At 71.0% G+C, this 19,662-nt stretch carries 22 protein-coding genes; 9 read left to right on the top strand and 13 right to left on the bottom strand.

Annotated elements, in window-relative coordinates:
* Positions 1 to 237: 237 nt before the first annotated feature.
* From BLS99_RS18775 to BLS99_RS18755, 5 genes are all read right to left on the bottom strand, one after another.
* Positions 238 to 924, bottom strand: coding sequence for a metal-dependent transcriptional regulator (locus tag BLS99_RS18775; RefSeq protein WP_091053125.1), 687 nt, complete (start codon positions 922 to 924; stop codon positions 238 to 240).
* 95 nt (positions 925 to 1,019) lie between these two features.
* A complete protein-coding gene (locus tag BLS99_RS18770; protein ID WP_091053122.1) occupies positions 1,020 to 1,988 on the bottom strand; it encodes a sigma-70 family RNA polymerase sigma factor in 969 nt (322 codons plus the stop codon).
* Between the two features lie 151 nt (positions 1,989 to 2,139).
* Positions 2,140 to 2,769 carry a trimeric intracellular cation channel family protein gene (locus BLS99_RS18765; protein ID WP_245712311.1) on the bottom strand — a complete coding sequence of 210 codons (630 nt, stop codon included), beginning with the start codon at positions 2,767 to 2,769 and terminating at the stop codon, positions 2,140 to 2,142.
* 69 nt (positions 2,770 to 2,838) lie between these two features.
* Positions 2,839 to 3,081: a DUF3039 domain-containing protein gene (locus tag BLS99_RS18760; protein ID WP_091053535.1), complete on the bottom strand. Its 243-nt coding sequence runs from the start codon at positions 3,079 to 3,081 to the stop codon at positions 2,839 to 2,841.
* 71 nt (positions 3,082 to 3,152) lie between these two features.
* On the bottom strand, positions 3,153 to 3,500 hold the full coding sequence (locus BLS99_RS18755) for a DUF3099 domain-containing protein (RefSeq protein ID WP_281243618.1): 348 nt from the start codon (positions 3,498 to 3,500) through the stop codon (positions 3,153 to 3,155).
* 41 nt (positions 3,501 to 3,541) lie between these two features.
* Here BLS99_RS18755 and dtd point away from each other — a divergent pair, with 41 nt between their 5' ends.
* Positions 3,542 to 3,982 (top strand): D-aminoacyl-tRNA deacylase, encoded by a 441-nt coding sequence (dtd, locus tag BLS99_RS18750; protein ID WP_091053117.1) that lies wholly within the window; start codon positions 3,542 to 3,544, stop codon positions 3,980 to 3,982.
* A gap of 60 nt (positions 3,983 to 4,042) precedes the next feature.
* Complete coding sequence (locus BLS99_RS18745; protein WP_091053114.1) at positions 4,043 to 5,755, top strand: DEAD/DEAH box helicase; 1,713 nt, start codon at positions 4,043 to 4,045, stop codon at positions 5,753 to 5,755.
* 184 nt (positions 5,756 to 5,939) lie between these two features.
* On the opposite strand, the gene BLS99_RS27680 is transcribed toward BLS99_RS18745, so the two are convergent.
* The 3 genes from BLS99_RS27680 to BLS99_RS18730 all read right to left on the bottom strand — a co-directional run bounded on the left by BLS99_RS27680 (position 5,940) and on the right by BLS99_RS18730 (position 8,822).
* Complete coding sequence (locus BLS99_RS27680; protein WP_091053111.1) at positions 5,940 to 6,179, bottom strand: DUF7455 domain-containing protein; 240 nt, start codon at positions 6,177 to 6,179, stop codon at positions 5,940 to 5,942.
* 310 nt (positions 6,180 to 6,489) lie between these two features.
* Complete coding sequence (locus BLS99_RS18735) at positions 6,490 to 8,106, bottom strand: RNA polymerase sigma factor (protein ID WP_091053109.1); 1,617 nt, start codon at positions 8,104 to 8,106, stop codon at positions 6,490 to 6,492.
* Positions 8,107 to 8,309: 203 nt separating this feature from the next.
* Positions 8,310 to 8,822: a LytR C-terminal domain-containing protein gene (locus BLS99_RS18730; RefSeq protein ID WP_091053107.1), complete on the bottom strand. Its 513-nt coding sequence runs from the start codon at positions 8,820 to 8,822 to the stop codon at positions 8,310 to 8,312.
* A gap of 349 nt (positions 8,823 to 9,171) precedes the next feature.
* On the opposite strand from BLS99_RS18730, the gene BLS99_RS18725 reads away from it, so the two are divergent.
* Positions 9,172 to 9,468 carry a DUF4193 domain-containing protein gene (locus BLS99_RS18725; protein WP_091053105.1) on the top strand — a complete coding sequence of 99 codons (297 nt, stop codon included), beginning with the start codon at positions 9,172 to 9,174 and terminating at the stop codon, positions 9,466 to 9,468.
* A gap of 82 nt (positions 9,469 to 9,550) precedes the next feature.
* Here BLS99_RS18725 and BLS99_RS18720 read toward each other — a convergent pair whose 3' ends face one another.
* Positions 9,551 to 10,030, bottom strand: a complete 480-nt coding sequence (locus tag BLS99_RS18720) for a DUF3093 domain-containing protein (RefSeq protein WP_218126688.1) — start codon at positions 10,028 to 10,030, stop codon at positions 9,551 to 9,553.
* Between the two features lie 67 nt (positions 10,031 to 10,097).
* On the opposite strand from BLS99_RS18720, the gene dut reads away from it, so the two are divergent.
* From dut to BLS99_RS18700, 4 genes are read left to right on the top strand one after another with little or no spacing between them, the layout of a single operon-like run.
* A complete protein-coding gene (gene dut, locus BLS99_RS18715; RefSeq protein ID WP_091053099.1) occupies positions 10,098 to 10,577 on the top strand; it encodes a dUTP diphosphatase in 480 nt (159 codons plus the stop codon).
* Positions 10,570 to 11,313 carry a DUF3710 domain-containing protein gene (locus BLS99_RS18710; protein WP_176953434.1) on the top strand — a complete coding sequence of 248 codons (744 nt, stop codon included), beginning with the start codon at positions 10,570 to 10,572 and terminating at the stop codon, positions 11,311 to 11,313. The genes dut and BLS99_RS18710 overlap by 8 nt, the downstream gene beginning before the upstream one ends.
* The gene (locus BLS99_RS18705; RefSeq protein WP_091053095.1) at positions 11,313 to 11,687 is read left to right on the top strand and encodes an OB-fold nucleic acid binding domain-containing protein; all 375 of its coding nucleotides are present in this window, start codon (positions 11,313 to 11,315) and stop codon (positions 11,685 to 11,687) included. Before BLS99_RS18710 ends, BLS99_RS18705 begins: the two co-directional genes overlap by 1 nt.
* A 35-nt stretch (positions 11,688 to 11,722) precedes the next feature.
* Positions 11,723 to 12,445, top strand: a complete 723-nt coding sequence (locus BLS99_RS18700) for a DUF3159 domain-containing protein (protein WP_176953433.1) — start codon at positions 11,723 to 11,725, stop codon at positions 12,443 to 12,445.
* Positions 12,446 to 12,491: 46 nt separating this feature from the next.
* Here the strand turns inward: BLS99_RS18700 and BLS99_RS18695 are convergent, their stop codons facing one another.
* The 4 genes from BLS99_RS18695 to BLS99_RS18680 form a co-directional block, all read right to left on the bottom strand.
* Complete coding sequence (locus tag BLS99_RS18695) at positions 12,492 to 13,628, bottom strand: lytic polysaccharide monooxygenase (protein ID WP_091053093.1); 1,137 nt, start codon at positions 13,626 to 13,628, stop codon at positions 12,492 to 12,494.
* Positions 13,629 to 13,821: 193 nt separating this feature from the next.
* On the bottom strand, positions 13,822 to 14,880 hold the full coding sequence (locus BLS99_RS18690) for a lytic polysaccharide monooxygenase (protein ID WP_091053090.1): 1,059 nt from the start codon (positions 14,878 to 14,880) through the stop codon (positions 13,822 to 13,824).
* A 123-nt stretch (positions 14,881 to 15,003) separates the two neighbouring features.
* Positions 15,004 to 15,669, bottom strand: coding sequence for a potassium channel family protein (locus BLS99_RS18685; protein ID WP_091053088.1), 666 nt, complete (start codon positions 15,667 to 15,669; stop codon positions 15,004 to 15,006).
* Positions 15,669 to 16,334, bottom strand: coding sequence for a potassium channel family protein (locus BLS99_RS18680; protein WP_091053533.1), 666 nt, complete (start codon positions 16,332 to 16,334; stop codon positions 15,669 to 15,671). The genes BLS99_RS18685 and BLS99_RS18680 overlap by 1 nt, the downstream gene beginning before the upstream one ends.
* Before the next feature lie 167 nt (positions 16,335 to 16,501).
* Here BLS99_RS18680 and BLS99_RS18675 point away from each other — a divergent pair, with 167 nt between their 5' ends.
* Complete coding sequence (locus BLS99_RS18675) at positions 16,502 to 17,530, top strand: S66 peptidase family protein (protein ID WP_091053085.1); 1,029 nt, start codon at positions 16,502 to 16,504, stop codon at positions 17,528 to 17,530.
* 112 nt (positions 17,531 to 17,642) lie between these two features.
* Positions 17,643 to 19,601 carry an APC family permease gene (locus tag BLS99_RS18670; RefSeq protein WP_091053082.1) on the top strand — a complete coding sequence of 653 codons (1,959 nt, stop codon included), beginning with the start codon at positions 17,643 to 17,645 and terminating at the stop codon, positions 19,599 to 19,601.
* Positions 19,602 to 19,662 lie beyond the last annotated feature (61 nt).

Genomic DNA, 19,662 nt, shown 5'->3' with positions numbered 1-19,662 from the left:
CACCCTCCCCGCCGGGGGTGCGGGGAGGGTGCTCAGGTGCGGAGTGCAGTTCGCTGCGCGGTGCGGTTCGCGGCGTTTCGGCCCGGTCGGCTCCGAGAGTCGACCTGCCGCGCGATTGAAACCGTTTCCAACGCTTTGGCCAGCCTACTCCCCGGTAGTCCGGTGGTCAAGAGTCAGGCGCCTGCCTTGAAAGCACAATGGTCCTGTTGAAAAGGCTTGCAGTGCAAGTGATTCGGACTAAACGACAGGAACGGCGAAGATCTTCGCGGCGTCGTCGACCGACAGCCGCAGCGACCGCCCGCCCGAGGTCACCGCGACCTCGCCCTCCTGGCGGTCGATGACCACCTCGGCGCCCGGGTCCACGCCCGCCTCGTGCAGCGAGGCCAGCAGGTCCGGGTGGGTCTGGGCCGACTCGCACAGGCGCGTCACGCGCACCTTCGCGCCGGGGGAGACCACGCTCATGGGGCGCTCGTCGGCCTCGCGCGACGCGGGGGCCGCGTTCGCGTCGAGCTCCGACAGGCCGGGGATGGTGTTGCCGTACGGCGACCGGGTGGGGTGCTTGAGCAGCTCGTACACGCGCTTCTCGACGGTGTCGCTCATGACGTGCTCCCACTTGCACGCCTCGTCGTGCGCCTCGGTGTAGGACATCCCGATGACGTCGACCAGCAGGCGCTCGGCGAGCCGGTGCTTGCGCATCACGGCCACCGCCTGGCGGCGGCCCTCCTCGGTGAGTTCGAGGTGGCGGTCGCTCTTGACGTTCAGCAGGCCGTGGCGCTGCATCCGGCCCACGGTCTGCGAGACCGTCGGACCGCTCTGCTCGAGCCGCTCGGCGATCCGGGCGCGCAGCGCCGGGACGCCCTCCTCCTCGAGTTCGAGGATCGTGCGCAGGTACATCTCGGTGGTGTCGACGAGGTCCGTGGTCACAGCTCTGTTCCTTCACTCTGTCCGCCCGCAGGGCACCGGGCGGGGTGGGTCAAGTAGCCGCCAGACCCCCTGTCCGCTCCAATGGTATACGGCGATCAGGCCACATAATCGGCGAGCCGTCCCGCGTAGTCGGGCTGGCGGAGGCGGTGCAGCGCGTTCTTCTCGATCTGGCGGACCCGCTCGCGCGAGAGCCCGAAATCGGCCGAGACCTCCTCGAGCGTGCGCTGGCGCCCGTCATCGATACCGAAACGCAGGCGCAGGACCGTTTGTTCCCGCTCGGGGAGGGAGGCGAGCACGTTCGCGATGTGGCGGCGCAGCAGCGCGTACGAGACCGCGTCGTCGTTCGCCCGCTCGCGCGGCAGGTGCGCGACCAGGTCGCCCAGGGCCGTCGAGTCGTCCTCGCCGACGGTCTGGTCCAGGCTCACCGGCTCGCGGTCGTAGGACATGAGCTCCAGGACCTTGCCCGGCGTCGTGTCGAGCTCGCGGGCGATCTCCTCGTAGCGGGGCTCGCGGCCCAGCTCGGCCATGAGGTCCTGGCGCACCCGGTTCATCCGCTTGATCTGGTCCACCGTGTGGGCGGGGACGCGGATCGTGCGGGACTGGTCGGTGACGGCCCGGTTGATGGCCTGGCGGATCCACCAGGTGGCGTACGTGGAGAACTTGTAGCCCTTCTGGTAGTCGAACTTCTCGACCGCGCGGATCAGGCCCAGGTTGCCCTCCTGGATCAGGTCGAGCAGGCTCATCCCGGCGCCGGAGTAGCGCTTCGCGACGGACACGACCAGGCGCAGGTTCGACTCCAGCATCCGCTGCTTGGCGGCGCGGCCGTCGGCGGCGACGCGGGCCAGGTCGGAGCGGCGGTCGGGGTCGGTGGTCTCGGAGATCCGGCACTCGGCCATGAGGCCGGCCTCGATGGCCTTGGCGCACTCGACCTCTTCGCAGGCGGTGAGCAGCCGGTGCTTGCCGATGCCGTTGAGATAGGCGCGCACGGGGTCGCCGGAGTACTCGGTCGCGCGCTGCGCCGGTCGCTGAGCCGGACGCTGACGGATGCTGTCGACAGGTGCCATCGGATTCGCCTTTCGCTGCATTCCCTTCCCGTGCGGGTAGGGAACCCGCACCAGGCCCGGCGGGCACCGGGCTTGGGTTTACCAGCTTGCAGCGGTTTTCACGTTTTCAGATCCCCCGGCGCGAAGGGTGGCACGAACCCGGGAGACACGATCAGAAATTCGGCTTCGGGGCCTCCCAGCGATACCTGATCGCCACCAGCCGTACAACGAAGATCGTCGCGATGGCGGTCAGCATGAGGGTCCAGTGCCCGATCTGGGACTCCCACCGCGCGCCCACCGCGACGATGATCGACCCGACCACGGCCGCCATCGCGTAGAAGTCCTCCTTCAGGACCGCCGGGATCTCCTGGACGAGCATGTCGCGCAGGATGCCCCCGCCGATTCCGGAGAGTACACCGACGATGCAAGCCGCGTAGACCGCGAAGCCGTAGTCCAGGCCCTTCAGCGTCCCGATCACGGTGAACAGCGCCAGCCCGGCCGCGTCGAGCACGAGCATCGTCGGGCGGATCCGCGACAGCGCCGGGTGGAACCGGAACACCACCAGCGAGGCGACCACGGCCACCAGCGGGTACCGCCAGTCGGTGAGCGCCAGGGGCTTGGCGTCGATGAGGACGTCGCGCAGGGCGCCGCCGCCGAGGGCGCACAGGGCGCCGATGACGACGACGCCGAACAGGTCCAGTCGCTTGCCGACCGCGGCGCTCGCGCCGGAGGCGGCGAACACGGCGATCCCGGCCAGCTCGGCGACCAGGGTCACCGCGCCGCCGTCGATGTCAGTCTCCACCTGTGCGTTATAGCAGGCAGATCCAGGTCACACCGGAGCTCCGGGAGAAGGTGAGAGCGGCGCGGCGCGCTACTTGCGCATCTTCTCGTAGATGTCCTTGCACTGCGGGCAGATCGGGAAGCGGTCGGGGTCGCGCGTGGGGACCCACATCTTCCCGCACAGGGCCTTCACCGGGATGCCGTCGACCATGGCGGCCATGAGCTTGTCCTTCGGCACGTAGTGCGAGAAGCGCTCCTCGTCGCCGTCCTCGTAGGTGTAGTTCGGCTGGGTCTCGGTCTGCTCTTCGAGCAGGGTGGAGCCGCCGCCGTCCAGACCGCCGGTCCCGGTCTCGGGAAGTCCGCTCACGTTGATCCACTCCTCGTCGCGCGGGCAAGCAAGATCCGTCAATCTTGCCACGCAGGCGGCGCTAACTCCGAATCGATCATCGGCCGGTCGGGCGCGGGCAGCGTCTCGGCCCGGCGCTCGCGGCGGAAGAACGACCCCGGGCGCTTGACGACCCGGTCGTTCGCCAGGAGCACGGCCAGCCACGGCAGGACCGCCATGCCCGCGACGCCGAACAGAAGCCACAGCCACAGGTACGGGACGTCGGCCATGACGAGGATCCCGAGCAGGATCACCAGGAACCCGCGCACGGACATCATCAGGACGTAGCGAACGGTCCGGTACCGGCGCTCCTCCTCCAAGGACATCGCCGCATCCGTGATGACCGCTGTCTTCTCACGCCGACCCACCCTTCGAGCGTACGCCTGCGCGGTGGGGCAGGATCGGGGGCATGAGAGCAGTCGTCCAGACCGTCAGCGAGGCCGAAGTCACCGTCGTCAAAGAAGGCGCGGTCGATGATGAAAGCGTCGGCGCGATCGGCGACGGGCTCCTCGTCCTCGTCGGCGTCACCCACACGGATGGAGACGCGGAGGCGCGCTGGATCGCCGAGAAGATCTGGACCCTCCGCATCCGCGCAGGCGAGCGCTCCGCCGCCGACGACGGCTCCCCGGTCCTGCTGGTCAGCCAGTTCACGCTCTACGCCGACACGCGCAAGGGCCGCAGGCCCTCCTGGAACGGCGCGGCGCCCGGTCCGGTGGCCGAACCACTGGTCGAGGCCGTCGCGGGCCACCTGCGCGACCTGGGGGCGCACGTGGAGACCGGGCGGTTCGGCGCCATGATGCGCGTCCGCAGTGTCAACGTCGGCCCCAACACCATCCTCCTGGAGCGCTGAACGTGACCTGTCTCGCGGCCTAGAATCATCCGGGTCCGTCGTCCACCGGAAGGAGCCCGCATGATCCCGGCCGCCCCGCCCGAATCGCTTCCGTCCCTTCGGGTATGGCAGCGCAAGGCCATGGTCGCGTACCACCGGGGTCAGCAGCGCGACTTCATGGCCGTCGCCACCCCGGGCGCGGGAAAGACCACGTTCGCCCTGCGCATCGCCTACGACCTGCTCGCCGACGGCACCGTCGACACCGTCACCGTCGTGTGCCCGACCGAGCACCTGAAGGTCCAGTGGTCCGGCGCCGCCGCCCGCTTCGGCATCCAGCTCGACCCGGCGTTCCGCAACTCCGACGTCCACAGTGCCGCCGACTACCACGGCGTGGTCCTCACCTATGCGCAGATCGGCGCCGACCCCGCGGTGCACAAGCGCCGCACGCTCGCCCGCCGGACCCTCGTGATCCTCGACGAGATCCACCACGCCGGCGACGCCCGCTCCTGGGGCGACGGCGTCAAGACCGCCTTCGAGGAGGCCGAGCGGCGCCTGGCGCTCACCGGCACCCCGTTCCGCAGCGACGACAACCCGATCCCGTTCGTGGAGTACGAGGTGTACGACGACGGCGCGAAGCGCTCGAAGGCCGACGCGATCTACGGCTACCGGGACGCGCTGGCGGACGGCGTCGTGCGGCCGGTCATGTTCATGGCGTACTCGGGCCAGGCCAAGTGGCGCTCCAGCGCCGGCGACGAGCTCGCGGTGCGCCTGGGCGAGCCGCTGACGAAGGACCTCACGAGCCAGGCGTGGCGCACGGCCCTCGACCCCGCGGGGGAGTGGATCAGCCAGGTCATCCGCGCCGCCGACCGGCGCCTGGTGTCGCTGCGCGCGGCGGGCATCCCGGACGCGGGCGGGCTCATCATCGCCTCGGACCAGAACTCGGCCCGCGCGTACGCGGGCATCCTCAAGCGGGTCACCGGCAAGAGCGCCACGATCGTGCTCTCCGACGACGCGGGCTCCTCGGAGAAGATCGCGAAGTTCGCGGTGTCCGATGAGGAGTGGCTGGTGGCGGTCCGGATGGTCTCCGAGGGCGTCGACATCCCGCGCCTCGCGGTCGGCGTGTACGCCACGAACGCGCACACCCCGCTGTACTTCGCGCAGGCCATCGGCCGCTTCGTGCGGTCGCGGCGCACCGGCGAGACCGCCTCGGTGTTCCTGCCGAGCGTGATCCCGCTGCTGAGCCTGGCCGAGAACCTGGAGCAGGACCGCGACCACGTCATCAAGCCCAAGTCCGCCGAGGACCAGGACCCGGAGCTGCTGCTGGAGCAGGCGCAGCGGGTCCTGAACGAGGGCACCGAGCTCGGCGGGCAGCGCGAGACCCTGGAGTCGAGCGCCGAGCTCGACCAGGTGATCTTCGACGGCGGTTCGTTCGGCCTGCCGGTGCAGGCGGGGAGCCACGAGGAGCAGGAGTACCTGGGCCTGCCGGGGCTCCTGACGCCCGAGCAGATCCACCTGCTGCTCCAGAAGCGGCAGCGCGAGCAGATGTCGAAGCAGGGCGGCGCCCGCACCGAGGTCGCCGAGCGCCAGGCGGCCGAGCCGCCGATGACGAACGCGCAACGGCGCCTGAAGCTCCGCAAGCAGTTGAACGCGCTCGTGGGCGCCCGCTCGTTCTCCACGAACGAGCCGCACGGGAAGATCCACGCGATGCTCCGCTCCAAGTGCGGCGGCCCCCCGAGCGCGCAGGCGACCATCGAGCAGCTGGAGGAGCGGATCGCCGCGATCCGCTCCTGGTAGCGGCACGGGTCCTTGCAGCGGCATGGGCCCGTGCAACGACACAGCGCCCTGCAACTACACAGGGCCTTGCAACTACACAGGGCCTGGCAACGACACAGCGCCTTGCAACCACAGGGCCCGGACAACGACACAGGGCCCGAACGGATATCCGTTCGGGCCCTTGAAGTCTGTGACGTATCCGGGCTTAGTTCTCCGAGGCCATGAGGTCGGTGCCGCGCCACTCGAATTCGGGGTCGGCGGTGAAGTCGATGGCGATCGGCACGAGCTTCTCGGCGAACTGGTTCGCGTGGTGGCCGCAGAAGACGAGGTCGCCGCCTTCGGCCAGGGTCACGCGAAGCTTTGCCGCGGCGCTACACCGATCGCAGCGCTCGCCCGCGATCGGACGTTCCTCCGTCTGGGGCGGGGGCGTCAGGGTGGATGTCATACCAGGTCCTCCGCTGCGTTCGGTCGCTGTGCTTTCAACACAACGTAGGTGTTCTGTCGGCCTGTTGACCGGCTCGTTCCGTTCAACGCCTGCACTGTACTACCCCTTCCCGACATCGACCGACTGAGACTCGGCTCACTCGCCCTTGACGGTCGGGATAGTTGTTCCACACCGTAGCCCACGGAACGGCGATCGACAACCCGGCGCGTCTTTCAGGTACCCACCCGTTCGGGTGATACACACCAGGTCCCAGCTGCGGGGCGACGGCGAGTCCGGGTGCCGTGTAAGCCGACAGCGAACAGTCCGGGCCCTAATCGAGGTAGTCGCGCAGCACCTGCGAGCGGGACGGGTGTCGCAATTTGGACATCGTCTTGGACTCGATCTGGCGGATCCGCTCGCGGGTGACCCCGTAGACCTGACCGATCTCGTCCAGGGTCCGCGGCTGGCCGTCGGTGAGGCCGAAGCGCAGGCGCACGACGCCGGCCTCGCGCTCCGAGAGGGTCTGGAGCACCTGCTGGAGCTGGCCCTGGAGGAGCGAGAAGGAGACCGCGTCGACGGCCACGATGGCCTCGGAGTCCTCGATGAAGTCGCCGAGCTGGCTGTCGCCCTCGTCGCCGATGGTCTGGTCCAGGCTGATCGGCTCGCGCGCGTACTGCTGGATCTCCAGGACCTTCTCCGGCGAGATGTCCATCTCCTTGGCGAGCTCGTCTGGGCTGGGCTCGCGGCCCAGGTCCTGGAGCAGTTCGCGCTGGATGCGGCCGAGCTTGTTGATGACCTCGACCATGTGGACCGGTATGCGGATGGTCCGCGCCTGGTCGGCCATGGCGCGGGTGATCGCCTGGCGGATCCACCACGTGGCGTACGTGGAGAACTTGTAGCCCTTGGTGTAGTCGAACTTCTCGACGGCGCGGATGAGGCCGAGGTTGCCCTCCTGGATCAGGTCCAGGAACGCCATGCCGCGGCCGGTGTAGCGCTTGGCGAGCGAGACGACGAGGCGGAGGTTCGCCTCCAGGAGGTGGTCCTTGGCGCGGTCGCCGTCGCGGACGATCCACTCGAGGTCGCGGCGCATCTGCGTCGGGATCTCCTCGCCGCCCTCCTTGAGGAGCTTGACGCGCTCGACGGCGTACAGGCCGGCCTCGATGCGCTTGGCGAGCTCGACCTCCTGGGCCGCGTTGAGGAGCGGGACCTTGCCGATCTGCTTGAGGTACGCGCGCACCGAGTCGGCCGAGGCCGTCATCTCGGCGTCCTTGCGGGCCTGCTTCAGGGCTTCGGAGTCCTCCTCGTCCCACTCGAAGCCGGACTCCTCGTCGTCGTCCTCGTCGTCCTTCTTGGACTTCCCGCGGGCGGTGGTCTTCTTGGCGGCCTTCTTGCGCGACGCCTTCTTCGCCGGGGCGACGGCGGCGGCCTCGGCCAGCGCGTCCTCGTCCTCGACGGCGGCCGCGGCGAGGTCGGCCTCGTCGGGCTCCTCCTCGCCGGAGGGGGCGGCCTTCTTCGCGACGGCCTTCTTCGCCGTCTTCTTGACGGCGGCCTTCTTCACCGCGGTCTTCTTGGCGGCCTTCTTGACCGCGCCGTCTGCGACCGCGCCGTCGCCCTCGTCCTCGTCGCCGGCGGGGACGGCCTTCTTGACGGCGGTCTTCTTCACCGCGGCCTTCTTGGCGGCCTTGGCGGTGGTGGTCCGGGAGGAGGTGGCGGTGCGGGCGGCCGGTACTCGCTTGCGCGTGGAGGAGGAGCCGTCCACGACCACGGTCACATCGGCCTCGGCGAGCGCGCGGAGGACCTTCTTGCCTTCGGCGGGGGAGGCCGACGCCGACTCCAGAACCTGGGCGACCGTCGCGGACGTCAGCTGCCCGTTGCTCTCTCGGGCCAGAGCGAGCAGCGAGTCGGTCAGGGTATTGACGTCTGTGCCGGTGGGACGTGCGTCAGTCACGAGCAACCTTCCGAGGCAATGGCGGGCACGGCGCAGCCGGGCTCCATAGCGGGTGAGCATTGGATATTGGGTCGGCAGCCCAGGTCGGCACAACGACCGGGCAGGCGTGAATTGTAGCGCCGAAAATCGCCTGCGGCCCGTCCGTGATGCCGTTTCGAGCTGTGTTTCCGCATTTTCAGTGAGGCGTCGGGGGTGACGGCGGCCTATTCTACCGTGCAGGTGCCCTCGGGCGCCTCGATGCCGCCGCTCTGCGCGAACGACTGCCGCGCGTCCGACGCGGACCTGACCTCGCGGAAGTCGCTCCCCAGGGTGATCGTGATCGGCTGGTCCCAGTCGAGGGCGAACCCGTCGCGGCCCTGGTAGAAGTACGCGTACGTGTGCAGGCCCGCGGCGTACTGCTCCGGCCCGTACTGCACGAGCGCGGTCCCGTCGTAGGTCTCGGGGGCGTCGCCGGTCGACACGACCACGAACCCGCGGTCGGCCAGCTGCGCGGCCGCCTGGTCGGCGAGACCGGACTGGTCGGTCCCGTTGAGGACGATCACCTCGATCTCGGAGGGGTCGGGGATGGGCGCGGTCTTGATCTCCACGGCGCCCGGCTCGCAGTCGCTGCTCGCCGACAGCTGCGAGTCGTTCCTGATCGCCCACAGCGTCACCAGACCGGCGACCAGCGCCAATGCGCACAGCACTACCAAAGCGCGGATACGAGCGATACGCACGGCTTGCCTCCCCGAGTGTTCATCCCCAGCAGTTCATCTTCCGGCCCTAAGACGATCCGACGTCCCGCAAACGTTGCCATGGGAAGGCTATCGTGCGCGGGTCGTCTCCGTGGGCGAGAGGCGGTACACTCGCAGCCCTCGCCACGAAAGTGTTTCTCGCCACAATGGGGATGAAAAAGCGAGGGGCATCGTGTATAGGAATGGACTGCACGCGGTAAGGTACGCCGCCTGCACGGAGGAACCGAACCCGCCGGGCCCGAGCCGAGCCGCCGTGTCACCCGAGCACGCCGACGGCACCCCGAGCTCGGTTTCCGGTGCCACAGATGCGAACCAATGGGAGTGGAAAACAATGGCAACCGACTACGACGCCCCCCGCCGGGACAAGGAAGAGACCCCTGGCCCCGACGGCATCGAGGCGCTGGCCAAGGGTCGTACCGACCAATCGGGGTCGGTGGACGTGGACGAGGCCGAGGTCGCCGAGAACTTCGAGCTGCCCGGCGCCGACCTCGGCGACGAGGAGCTCTCCGTCAAGGTCCTGCCGATGCAGGCCGACGAGTTCCGATGCTCCTCCTGCTTCCTGGTCCACCACCGGAGCCAGTACGCCAAGGAGAAGAACGGGCAGCCGATCTGCAAGGACTGCGCGTAGGCGCGGCACCGACCCCTCGGAAAGCGCACGGCTCGTGGGAGTACCGCTCTCGCGGGCCGTCTCGCTTGCCCGGGGCCGAACCCTAGGCGCGGGTGGGAGTGGACGCCAGGAGCGCGTCACGGAGGCGCTCAGGCGCCCGCGAGGACACGATCCAGTACGGGGTCGGGTCCTCGGGGTCGTCGAGCACGATCCGCACGCCCCGGCCGAGCCACGGCCGCTGGACCACGAACGCCAGCGGGTGCTGCGCGACCCCGAGCGCGTCGGAGTACGCAACCGGGTCCAGGACCTCCACCGCGGCGACCGCCGACATCGGCAGCCGCGCGTCGTCGACGTGGAGCCACCTCCCGCCGTCGGCCTCCTCGACCACCCGGACCGGCAGCCGGCCCAGCCACCAGGCCCCGACCAGCGGCACCACCAGCACCACCAGGCTCGCGGCGACGCGCCACCAGCGCATGTCGCCCATGTTCGACAGGGCCGCGGCGACGACCGCCAGCGCGGCCACGGCGAGCCAGCCCGCCAGCGGGAGCCTCATGCGCTCGGCGTACCGTTCCCCACTCCTCATATCTGAGACCATATCCCCGCACCCAGACCAGTGAGCGCGGCGTGCGTCCGCGAGTGAGAGGAACCCGATGAGCGCGGAAGTCCCGGTCGCCCTGCGGCGGCTCGACCCCGACCTGCCGGTCCCCGCCTACGCCCACGAGGGCGACGCGGGCGCCGACCTGTACGCGGCCGAAGGCGTCGAGCTGGCCCCCGGCCAGCGGGCCCTCGTCGGCACCGGCGTCGCCGTGGCGATCCCCGACGGGCACGTGGGCTACACGAACCCGCGCTCGGGGCTCGCCCACCGCCTCGGCGTGACCATCGTGAACGCGCCCGGCACCATCGACTCCGGCTACCGCGGTGAGATCAAGATCAACCTCGTCAACCTCGACCCCGAGCGGACCGCCGTCATCGAACGCGGCGACCGTGTCGCACAATTGGTAGTCCAACCGGTTGTGCGAGCCCGTTTCACCGAGGTCGACGACTTCGCGCCGACGCAGCGCGGCGCGGACGGCCACGGTTCCACCGGCGGGCACCGCCGACTTGCAGAGGAGAAGAGCGAACGTGTTTAAACGGCGACGGGGGTCCAAGAAGCAGCGTCCCGCCGAGGGCGCGGTCCTCGACTCGCTGGCCGAGAGCGGCGAGACGTACGAGCGCGAGGCCACCGAGGGCCCCTACGACGCCGCCGACGCCCCCGAGGACGGCATCCGGCGCATCGACCTGGGAGCGATCCGACTCCCCGTCCCCAAGGGCGTGGGCTTTCAGGCCCAGACCGACGCCAAGGGCAACATCAGCCAGGTCCTGCTCACCACCGGGTCCTCCGCGCTCCAGCTGCTGGTGCGCGCCGCGCCGCGCTCGGAGGGCATCTGGCCCGAGATCCGCGAGGAGCTGACGACCACGGTCGCCGGGCAGGGCGGCCAGGTCGAGGAGGTCGAGGGCCGCTGGGGCACCGAGCTCATCGCCAAGGTCGCCACCAAGAAGGGCGCCAACACGGTGCGCTTCTGCGGCGTCGACGGCCCCCGCTGGTTCGTGCAGGCGACCTTCCAGGGCCAGCGGGCCCTCGACGAGGACGCCGCCCCCGAACTCGACGAGGCCCTGCGCGACCTCGTCATCGACCGCGGCTCCATCGCCATGCCGGTGCGCGAGCCGCTGCCGCTGAAGCTCCCGCCGAAGATGGCCGAGGAGGCCGCCGCCCGCATCGCGCAGCGCAAGGCCGAGGGCGGCGACGGCAGCCGCGCCATCATCGCCGCCGGGGACACCCCGCGGCCCCAGGTGCGCCGCAAGCCCTCACCGCGCCCGAAGCGGTAGTGGCCCCCGCCGAGGGGCGCGCCGGGCTCCGCGAGTGGCTCCGGCGCCTGGCCGTCCCCCAGCAGGAGCTGTTCGCCGCCGAGGTGCGCCGCGAGAGCGACGCCGACGCGGTGCCCCTCGCCGACCTCGAGGCCCGGCAGCTCGCGGTCGTCGCCGGGAGGCTCCGCGCCGTCGTGCACCGCACCGACGGCCGGTCCCCTTCGGTGGAGGCCGAACTCTACGACGGCACCGGTCAGGTCGCATTGGTCTGGATGGGCCGACGGCGTATCGTGGGCTTGGAGGCCGGGACCAGGCTCGTCGCACGCGGGCGCGTCGCCCAGACCAGCGACGGACGCCTCGCGATCTACAACCCGACCTACGAGCTGCGCCCCTGAGCGCGGACCGGCCACATCGAACTGGAAGGCCCGCATTGAGCACCGAGACGCCGAGCCGCAAGCCGGGCGCCGAGACCCGCGACGGCGCCGACCCGGACGAGCTCCCGCCGTTCACCGAGCAGCTCTCCCAGCAGCTCGGCGGCGTCAAGGGCGTCGTCGAGGCGGCCGTCCCGATCACCCTGTTCGTCATCCTCAACCCGCTCCTTCCCGACCGGATGGGGCCGCTCAGCGGCCTCCAGTGGGCGATCGTGATCTCCGCGGCGAGCGCGCTGGGGATCGCGGCGTGGCGCGCGGCGCGCAAGGAGTCGATCCGGCACGCCCTCAACGGGCTCTTCGGGATCGCGCTCGGCGCGTTCCTGGCGTGGCGGTCCACCGACGCGCGCGACTTCTACCTGCCGGGGATCATCCAGGGTTCGATCTACGGGGTCCTGCTCATCGTCTCGGCGCTGGTGCGCCACCCGGTGATCGGGTGGATCTACGCCGTCGTGGCGCAGGGCGGCAAGAAGGAGTGGCGGCAGAACAAGCCGCTGGTCGACATCCTCTCCAGAATCACGATCCTGTGGGGCGTGGTGTTCCTCGCCAAGAACGCGGTCCGCATCTGGCTGTACTGGATCGACGCGGACAACGCGCTGGGGATGATGACCCTCTTCGGCGGCTGGCCGGTCACGATCGCGCTGACGGCCTTCACGATCTGGGCGGTGCGCCGCCACATGCGCGCGGTGGGCCAGGAGCCGCCGGACGTGCTCAAAGGCGAATGACGGAATGGCCCGGGGCGCGAGCCCCGGGCCGCTGCTCTCTGCGCCCCTAGGTCGGGAAGCAGTCGAACGTCGGTGCGGTGGTGAGCGGTCCGTTGACGTTGAACCCGAATTCGACCGTGCCGTTCAGCGCGACCGCCGCGTTCCAGGAGACGGGTGCGGCCATCTGCATGCCGCCCATCGTGGAGTGCGAGGCGTTCCATATCTGGCTGATCGCCACGCCCGAAGCGGGCCACGTCCAGTGGAGCATCCAGGTGTGGATGGCCTGCGAGCCGGTGTTCTTCACCTTCACGCTGACCGAGGCGCCCGAGCCCCACGAGTTGACCGTGGCCGTCGCCGAGCAGCTGTAGCCGGCGGGGGCGCCCGTGGTGGGCTCCTCGGTCGGCTCGCCGCTGGTCGGGTCGTCCGTGGGCTCCTCGGTGGGCCCGCCGGTGGGCTCCTGCGGCTGGCCGGAGCCGAACCACACGTCGGAGCAGGAGTAGAACGTCTGGTCCTGGTGGCTGGCCTGCCAGATCATGTACACCACATGGTGCCCGGTCCGGTTCGGCGCGGTGATCGGGATGTCGACGAGGGTGCCGCCGCCCGAGGGCGGGGTCCGGCCGACGCCGGGGTCGATGTCCCCGGTGTCCTTCAGCAGTTCCAGGTCGGCCCAGTCGAGTGCGTCCGTCTGGGCGTTGTAGCCCTGCTTGGTGACGTAGACGCGGTAGTAGTCGGCGCCGTGGTTCGCCTGGTCCCAGTTGGTGAACGTGAAGCTGCTGCCCACCTGGGTGGTCTTCCAGGGGCCGGGCGTGTCGAGCGCGGCGTACCGGGTGCCGCCCGTCCTGCCGCCGGAGCAGAGCTGGTTGTCGGGGACGGCGGCCTGGTGGTTGCCGGCGACCTGCTCCCGGTAGAGGCCGTTCCAGTTCCACATGGCGTTGGTGTCGTTCTGCCATGCGGCCCAGCACATCGGGTCCTGGGTCTCCATGGCCGGGTTCTGGAAGTCCGAGCCCCACCGCTCCCAGCAGCTGTAGTGGCGGGAGGGCTGGGCGATGGAGGTGCCGTGGCTGGAGGCCGGCTGCACGAACAGGATCGCGGCGGTGCCGGCCGCGACGACCGCGGCGATGGTGAACAGGAGGGTGCGCAGGCGCCGCCGGCCCGGTCCGGGCGGGTCGGTGCGGTGCGCGAGGCGGTTGCGGAGTCTGAGCATGTAAGCGCTCCCAAAATATAGGAACATTGAGAACTTTCAATGTAACTGGCTTGAGCTGCGCATGTAAACCCCGGGGCGGATATTTCTGTCGTCCGTCCAATCGAACTCCGTCGATGCGCGGGCGTCGGGCGGGTGGACGCGACGGCGGTCCCGGTCGCGAGGACCGGGACCGCCGCCGTCGGGGTCGCGCCGGTTATGAAGGCAGGCAGTCGATCTCGGGCATCGTGCTCAACGCGCCGTTCACGTTGAACCCGAAGGAGACCGAGCCGCCGGCCGCTATGGTCTGGTTCCACCCCACGGGCGCGGCCATCTGCATGCCGCCCATCGTGGAGTGCGAGGCGTTCCAGATGCTGCTCACCGCCGCGGTCGAGCCGGACGCCCAGGCCCAGTGGAGCATCCACGAGTTGACGGTGCGGGTGCCGGTGTTGCGCACGGTCACGGTGACCGTGGCGCCCGAGCCCCAGCTGTTGACCGAGGTGGTCGCCGCGCAGCTCAGGTCCGCGGGCGGGTCGGTCGGGTCCGTCGGGGGGTCGGTCGGGTCGGTGGGCTCCTCGGTGGGGTCGGTCGGCGGGTCGGTCGGGCCGCCGCCGCCGAACCACACGTCGGAGCAGGAGTAGAACGCCTGGTCGATGTGGCTGGCCTGCCACACGACGTAGACCACGTGGCGGCCGGTGCGCCCGGGCGCGCTGACGGGGATGTCGACGGCCTCGCCGGGCTCGTAGACCCCGGTGCTGACGACGCGCTCGAGGTCGGCCCAGTCGAGGGCGTCGGTCGTGGCGTCGTAGCCCTGCTTGGAGACGTAGACCCAGTAGTAGTCCCCGCCGTGGACGGCGGTGTCCTCGTAGTGCAGCGTGAAGTTGTTGTTCAGCGGCGTGGTGTGCCAGGCGCCCGCCGCGTCGAGCGAGTTGTACCGGCCGCCCTCGGCCCGGCCGCCGGAGCAGAGCTGGTTGTCGGGGATGCGCGACTCGTGCTGGCCGGCCATGCCCTCGCGCAGCAGGCCGTTCCAGTTCCACATGGTGTTGGGGTTGGCCTGCCACGCCTGCGCGCACATGGGGTCGGTGTCGGCCATGTCGGGGTTGAGGTGGTCGTCGCCCCAGCGCTCCCAGCAGCTGTACTGCCGGGACGGGGGACTGGTGGCCGTGCCGTGGCCGGCCGCGGGCTGGACGAAGAAGAACGCCGTGGCCCCCGCGGCGGCGAGGGCGGCGATGACGACGATCAGCTGTCTGGCCCGATGACGGGTCGTCTTGAGCATGGTAGCGCTCCCAAGATGGAAGGGAAATCGATGTATATCAATGTAACTTCCCGAGGGGCCGCCTGTAAAGTCCGAAAGCGACCTTTTGTGAGGCCGCGGGTGCGGCGAGGCGCGCGGCCCGGCTCAGCGGGTCTTGCCGAGCATCACCGAGCGCGTCGCGTCCTCGGCGTCCTCGTGGCACACGAACACCAGCTCGTCGCCGGCCTCGACGGTGTCGTCGGGAGTCGGCGCGATGACCCGCCGGCCCCGGATGATCGCCACCAGCGCCACGTCGTGCGGCAGCGGCACCTCCGCGACCCGGCTGCCCACGTGCGGGGCGTCCACCGGCAGCGTGATCTCCACGAGGTTCGCCTGCGACTGCCGGAACGTCAAGAGCCGCACCAGGTCGCCGACGCTGACGGCCTCCTCGACGAGCGCGGCCAGCAGCCGCGGCTTCGACACCGAGACGTCGACGCCCCACTCCTCGTTGAACAGCCACTCGTTCTCGGCCCGGTTCACCCGCGCCACCACGCGCGGCACCGCGAACTCCGTCTTCGACAGCAGGCTCACCACCAGGTTCACCTTGTCGTCGCCGGTCGCGGCCACCGCCACATCGCACGTCTCCAGGTGCGCCTGCCGCAGGTTCTCCAGCTCGCACGCGTCGGCCAGCAGCCACTCGGCCTCCGGCACCCGCTCGGGCCGCATCGAGTCGGGGTCGCGCTCGATGAGCAGCACCTGGTGGCCGTTGCCGACCAGCTCCGACGCGATCGACCGGCCCACGTTCCCAGCCCCGGCGATGGCCACCCGCATCAGGCACCCCCCTGCGGGGCCGCGCCCGCGATCCGCTGGATCCCCGCCTCGTCGCCGTCGCCGACGAGCATGAACACCTGGTCCCCGTCCTGGAGGACCGTCGACGCGGTCGGCAGGGTCGCCCGCCCGAACCGGTTGAGGTACGCGACCCTGTGGCCCGTGGCGTGCTCCAGCACCGCCAGCGCCGTCCCGTACCAGCCCTCGTCGCACAGGACCTCGACCATCGACAGGGTCGCGGTCGGGTCGCGCCACAGGGCCTCCTGGCCCTCGGGGACGAGGTGTCGCAGCAGCCGGTCGGCCGTCCACCGCACCGTCGCCACCGTGGGGATGCCGAGGCGCTCGTACACCGTGGCCCGCTGCGGGTCGTAGATCCGCGCGATCACCTTCGGGACGCCGTAGTTCTCGCGCGCGACCCGCGCGGCGATGATGTTCGAGTTGTCGCCCGAGGACACCGACACGAACGCGTCGGCGCGCCCGATCCCGGCCTTCGCCAGGACCTCCCGGTCGAACCCGACCCCGCGCACCGTCGTCTCGTCGAAGTCCGGTCCCAAGCGGCGGAACGCCTTCGGATTCTGGTCGATGATCCCGACCGTGTGCCCGCGCTCCACGAGGCTCCGCGCCAGCGACGAGCCGACGCGCCCGCACCCCATGATCACCACGTGCACCGGCACCACTCCTCGATCGGACGTGCTGTGACCTTACCGCGAGGCCGCGCCCCGCCGCCCGGGACGCGGCGACTCCGGTGAACACGGGAAAAACCCGCCGCAGACGTGCCGAATCCGGCGCCCTCGCGCGTCTAGACATTGGACCACCCAGCACGAAGGAGCATCCGATGCAGCGACACCCGTCCCTCTCCCGCCGCGCCCTCATCGGCGGCCTCGCCGCCGGCGCCGTCGCCGCCGCGGCGACCGCCTCGCCCGCCGCCGCGAAGGGCCCGCGCCGCCCGAAGAAGCTCGTCCCCGGCGACCTCGTCGTCGTCCCCGCCCCCGGCGGGCCCTCCACCGCGGCCGCGGTCGCCCGCGGCGTCGCGGTCCTGGAGGGCTGGGGCCTGCGCGTCGAGCTCACCGAGCACGCCCTCGACACGTTCGGGTACCTCTCCGCGCCCGACGCCGACCGCCTCGCGGACCTGAACTACGCGCTGGCGCACCCGGAGGCCAAGGCGCTCATGACCGTCCGCGGCGGCTACGGGACCACCCGGATCATCGACGACGCGGACGTCGAGGCCCTGGAGGACCACCCGAAGCTCGTCATCGGCTACTCCGACATCACGGCCCTGCACCTGGCGGTCGCCGAGCAGACCCGCGTCCCGACCCTGCACTCGCCCATGATGGCCTGGTCCTCGAACAACACCCCCGCGACCGCCGAGTCCCTGCGGCGGGCGGTCATGACCGCCGACCCCGTGGTCCTCGAACGCGACCCCGCCGAGCCGACCGCCCCCGTCGAGGTCCCCGGCACCGCCACCGGGAAGCTCCTCGGCGGGAACCTCTCGCTGCTCGCCGCCGAACCCGACCGGTCCAACTGGCCCGACATGGACGGCGCGATCCTCCTCATCGAGGAGGTCGAGGAGGCCCGCTACCGGGTCGACAACATGCTCACCCGCGTCATCCGCGCCGGGCACTTCGACGGGCTCGCCGGGATCGCCGTCGGCCAGTTCGTGCCGCACCCCCTCGACCAGCACAAGCCCGGCGAGTGGACGATGAACGAGGTCATCACGGACCGGCTCGGGACGCTCGGCGTGCCCGTCCTCGGCGGCCTCAAGATCGGCCACGGCCCCGACCCGCGCGTGGTCCCCCTCGGCACCGAGGCGGTCCTCGACACCGCCGCCGGGACGCTCACCGTCGAGGCCGCCGTCAAGGACTGAGCGCCGCCCGGGACCGCGGACGCCCCGCCGGGCGCCTCCACAGGGCGCCTCCGAAGGGGCCGCGGGGAAACTCGCGGCCCCGGGGCGCGCCGCGGGACGCTACGCTACGGCCGTGACAAGGTCGTGGGCGGTCCTCAAGCGGCTGCTGGTGGGCGAGCCGTTCGCCTCCGGGCGCGGGTCCTCCCTGGTGCTCTCGAAGCGGTACGCGATCCCGCTCCTCGCCGTCAACCCCATCTCCTCGATCGCCTATGCCCCCGAGCAGGTCTTCCTCGTGCTCGGCCTCGCCGGGACCGCCGCGTACGCCCTCTCCCCGTGGACCGGCCTCGCCGTCGCCGCCGTCATGTGCGCCGTCATCGCCTCCTACCGGTACACGGTGCAGGCGTACCCGGGCGGCGGCGGGGACTACCGGGTCGTCACCGCGAACTTCGGGCCCGGCGCGGGCCGCCTCGCCGCCGCCGCGCTCGTCCTCGACTACATCCTCACCGTCGCCGTCTCCACCGCCGCGGCCGTCGCGGCCCTGGTCGCGCTCATGCCCGGCCTCCAGCCGTGGCGCGAATGGGCCGCGGCCGCCGCCATCGCCGTCCTCGCCGCCTTCAACCTGCGCGGCCTGCGCGTCTCCGGCCGCTTCGCCGCCGGGGTCACCATCGCGTTCGTCGCCGGGATCGCCGCGATCGTCCTCACCGGCCTCGTGCGCCTCGCCGCCGGCGACGACCTCGCGGCCCCCGCCGCCGAACGCCCCGAAGACCAGCGCGAATGGACGTCCGCGGCACTGTTCCTGCTGTGCGCCAGGGCCTTCGCCGCCGGATCGGTCGCCGTCACCGGCGTCGAGACGTTCACCACCCGCGTCCGGTTCTTCCGGCCCCCGCGCGGCCGCAACGCCGCCGCCGCGATCACCACCGTCGGCGCCGCCACCGTCGCCCTCTTCACCGGCACCGTGGTCCTCGCGTTCCTCGTCGGCGCCCACGCCACCCCCGTCGACGGCCTCCTCCAGTACCCGCTCATCGCGCAGCTCGCCGACACCGTCTTCGGCGGCTCGCCCGCCGCGCGCTGGCCCGTCATGCTCGCCACCGCCGGGGTCCTGCTCCTGGCCGCCAACACCGCGTTCGTCGGTTTCCCGCAGCTCGCGTCCGTGTTCGCCGAGGACTCCCTGCTGCCGCGCCAGCTCCACAAGCGCGGCGACCGGCTCGTGTACTCCAACGGCATCCTCATCCTCGCCGTCGCCGCCGCGCTCCTCGTCGTCCTCTTCGGCGGCGGCGCGTACGAGCTCATCGGCCTGTACGTCGTCGGCGTGTTCCTCTCCATGGTCCTGTCGCACGCCGCCATGTCCCGCCACTGGCGCCGCGTCCTCGACGTCGAACGCGACCCCGGCCGCCGCTCCCGCGCCCGCCGGGCCCGCGCCACCGCGATCGCCGCCGTCCTCGCCTGCACCGCCGTCCTCGTCATCGTCGCGTTCACGCTCTTCCGGCGCGGCGGCTGGATCGCCGTCCTCATCATCGGCGGCTGCTACCTGCTCATGCGCGCCATCGCCAAGCACTACGCGGCCGTGCGCGACGAGATCGAACTCCCGCCCGGCAAACCCAAGCTGCCCTCGCGCAGCCACGCGATCGTCCTCGTCTCCAGCGTCAACCTCCCGCTCATGCGGATGCTCTCCTACGCGAAGGGCACCCGGCCCGACACCATCACCGCCCTCACCGTCAACGTCGACGCCGCCGCCTCCCGCCGCCTCGTCGCCGAATGGGACCGGCGCCGCATCGGCGTGCCCCTCACCGTCCTCGACTCCCCGTACCGCGAGATCACCGGCCCGATCGCCGAGTACGTCAAGGCCCGCCGCCGCGACGCCCCCCGCGACGTCGTCACCGTCTACCTCCCCGAGTACGTCGTCGGCCTCGGCCCCCAGCGGGGGCGCCTCTCCCGCGGCTACTACAACTGGTCGGCCAGCCTGCTGCACAACCAGACCACCAAGGCCCTGCGCCGCCAGCTCAAGTACGAGCCCGGCGTCATGGTCTGCACCGTCCCGTGGATCCTCGGCGAGAGCACCGAGCCCCCGCCGCTGCGCCGCATCCCCAAATAGCGCCGCACCCCCCGGCGGCCCGGTCCCGTATCCTGGCGTGCGGCCCGCTGCGCCCAGCGCG

Source organism: Glycomyces sambucus (genome assembly GCF_900102815.1).
Classification (GTDB): Bacteria; Actinomycetota; Actinomycetes; order Mycobacteriales; family Micromonosporaceae; genus Glycomyces; species Glycomyces sambucus.
The sequence above is the reverse complement of the archived record's forward strand: the minus strand, read 5'-3'. Positions and strand labels throughout refer to the sequence as shown.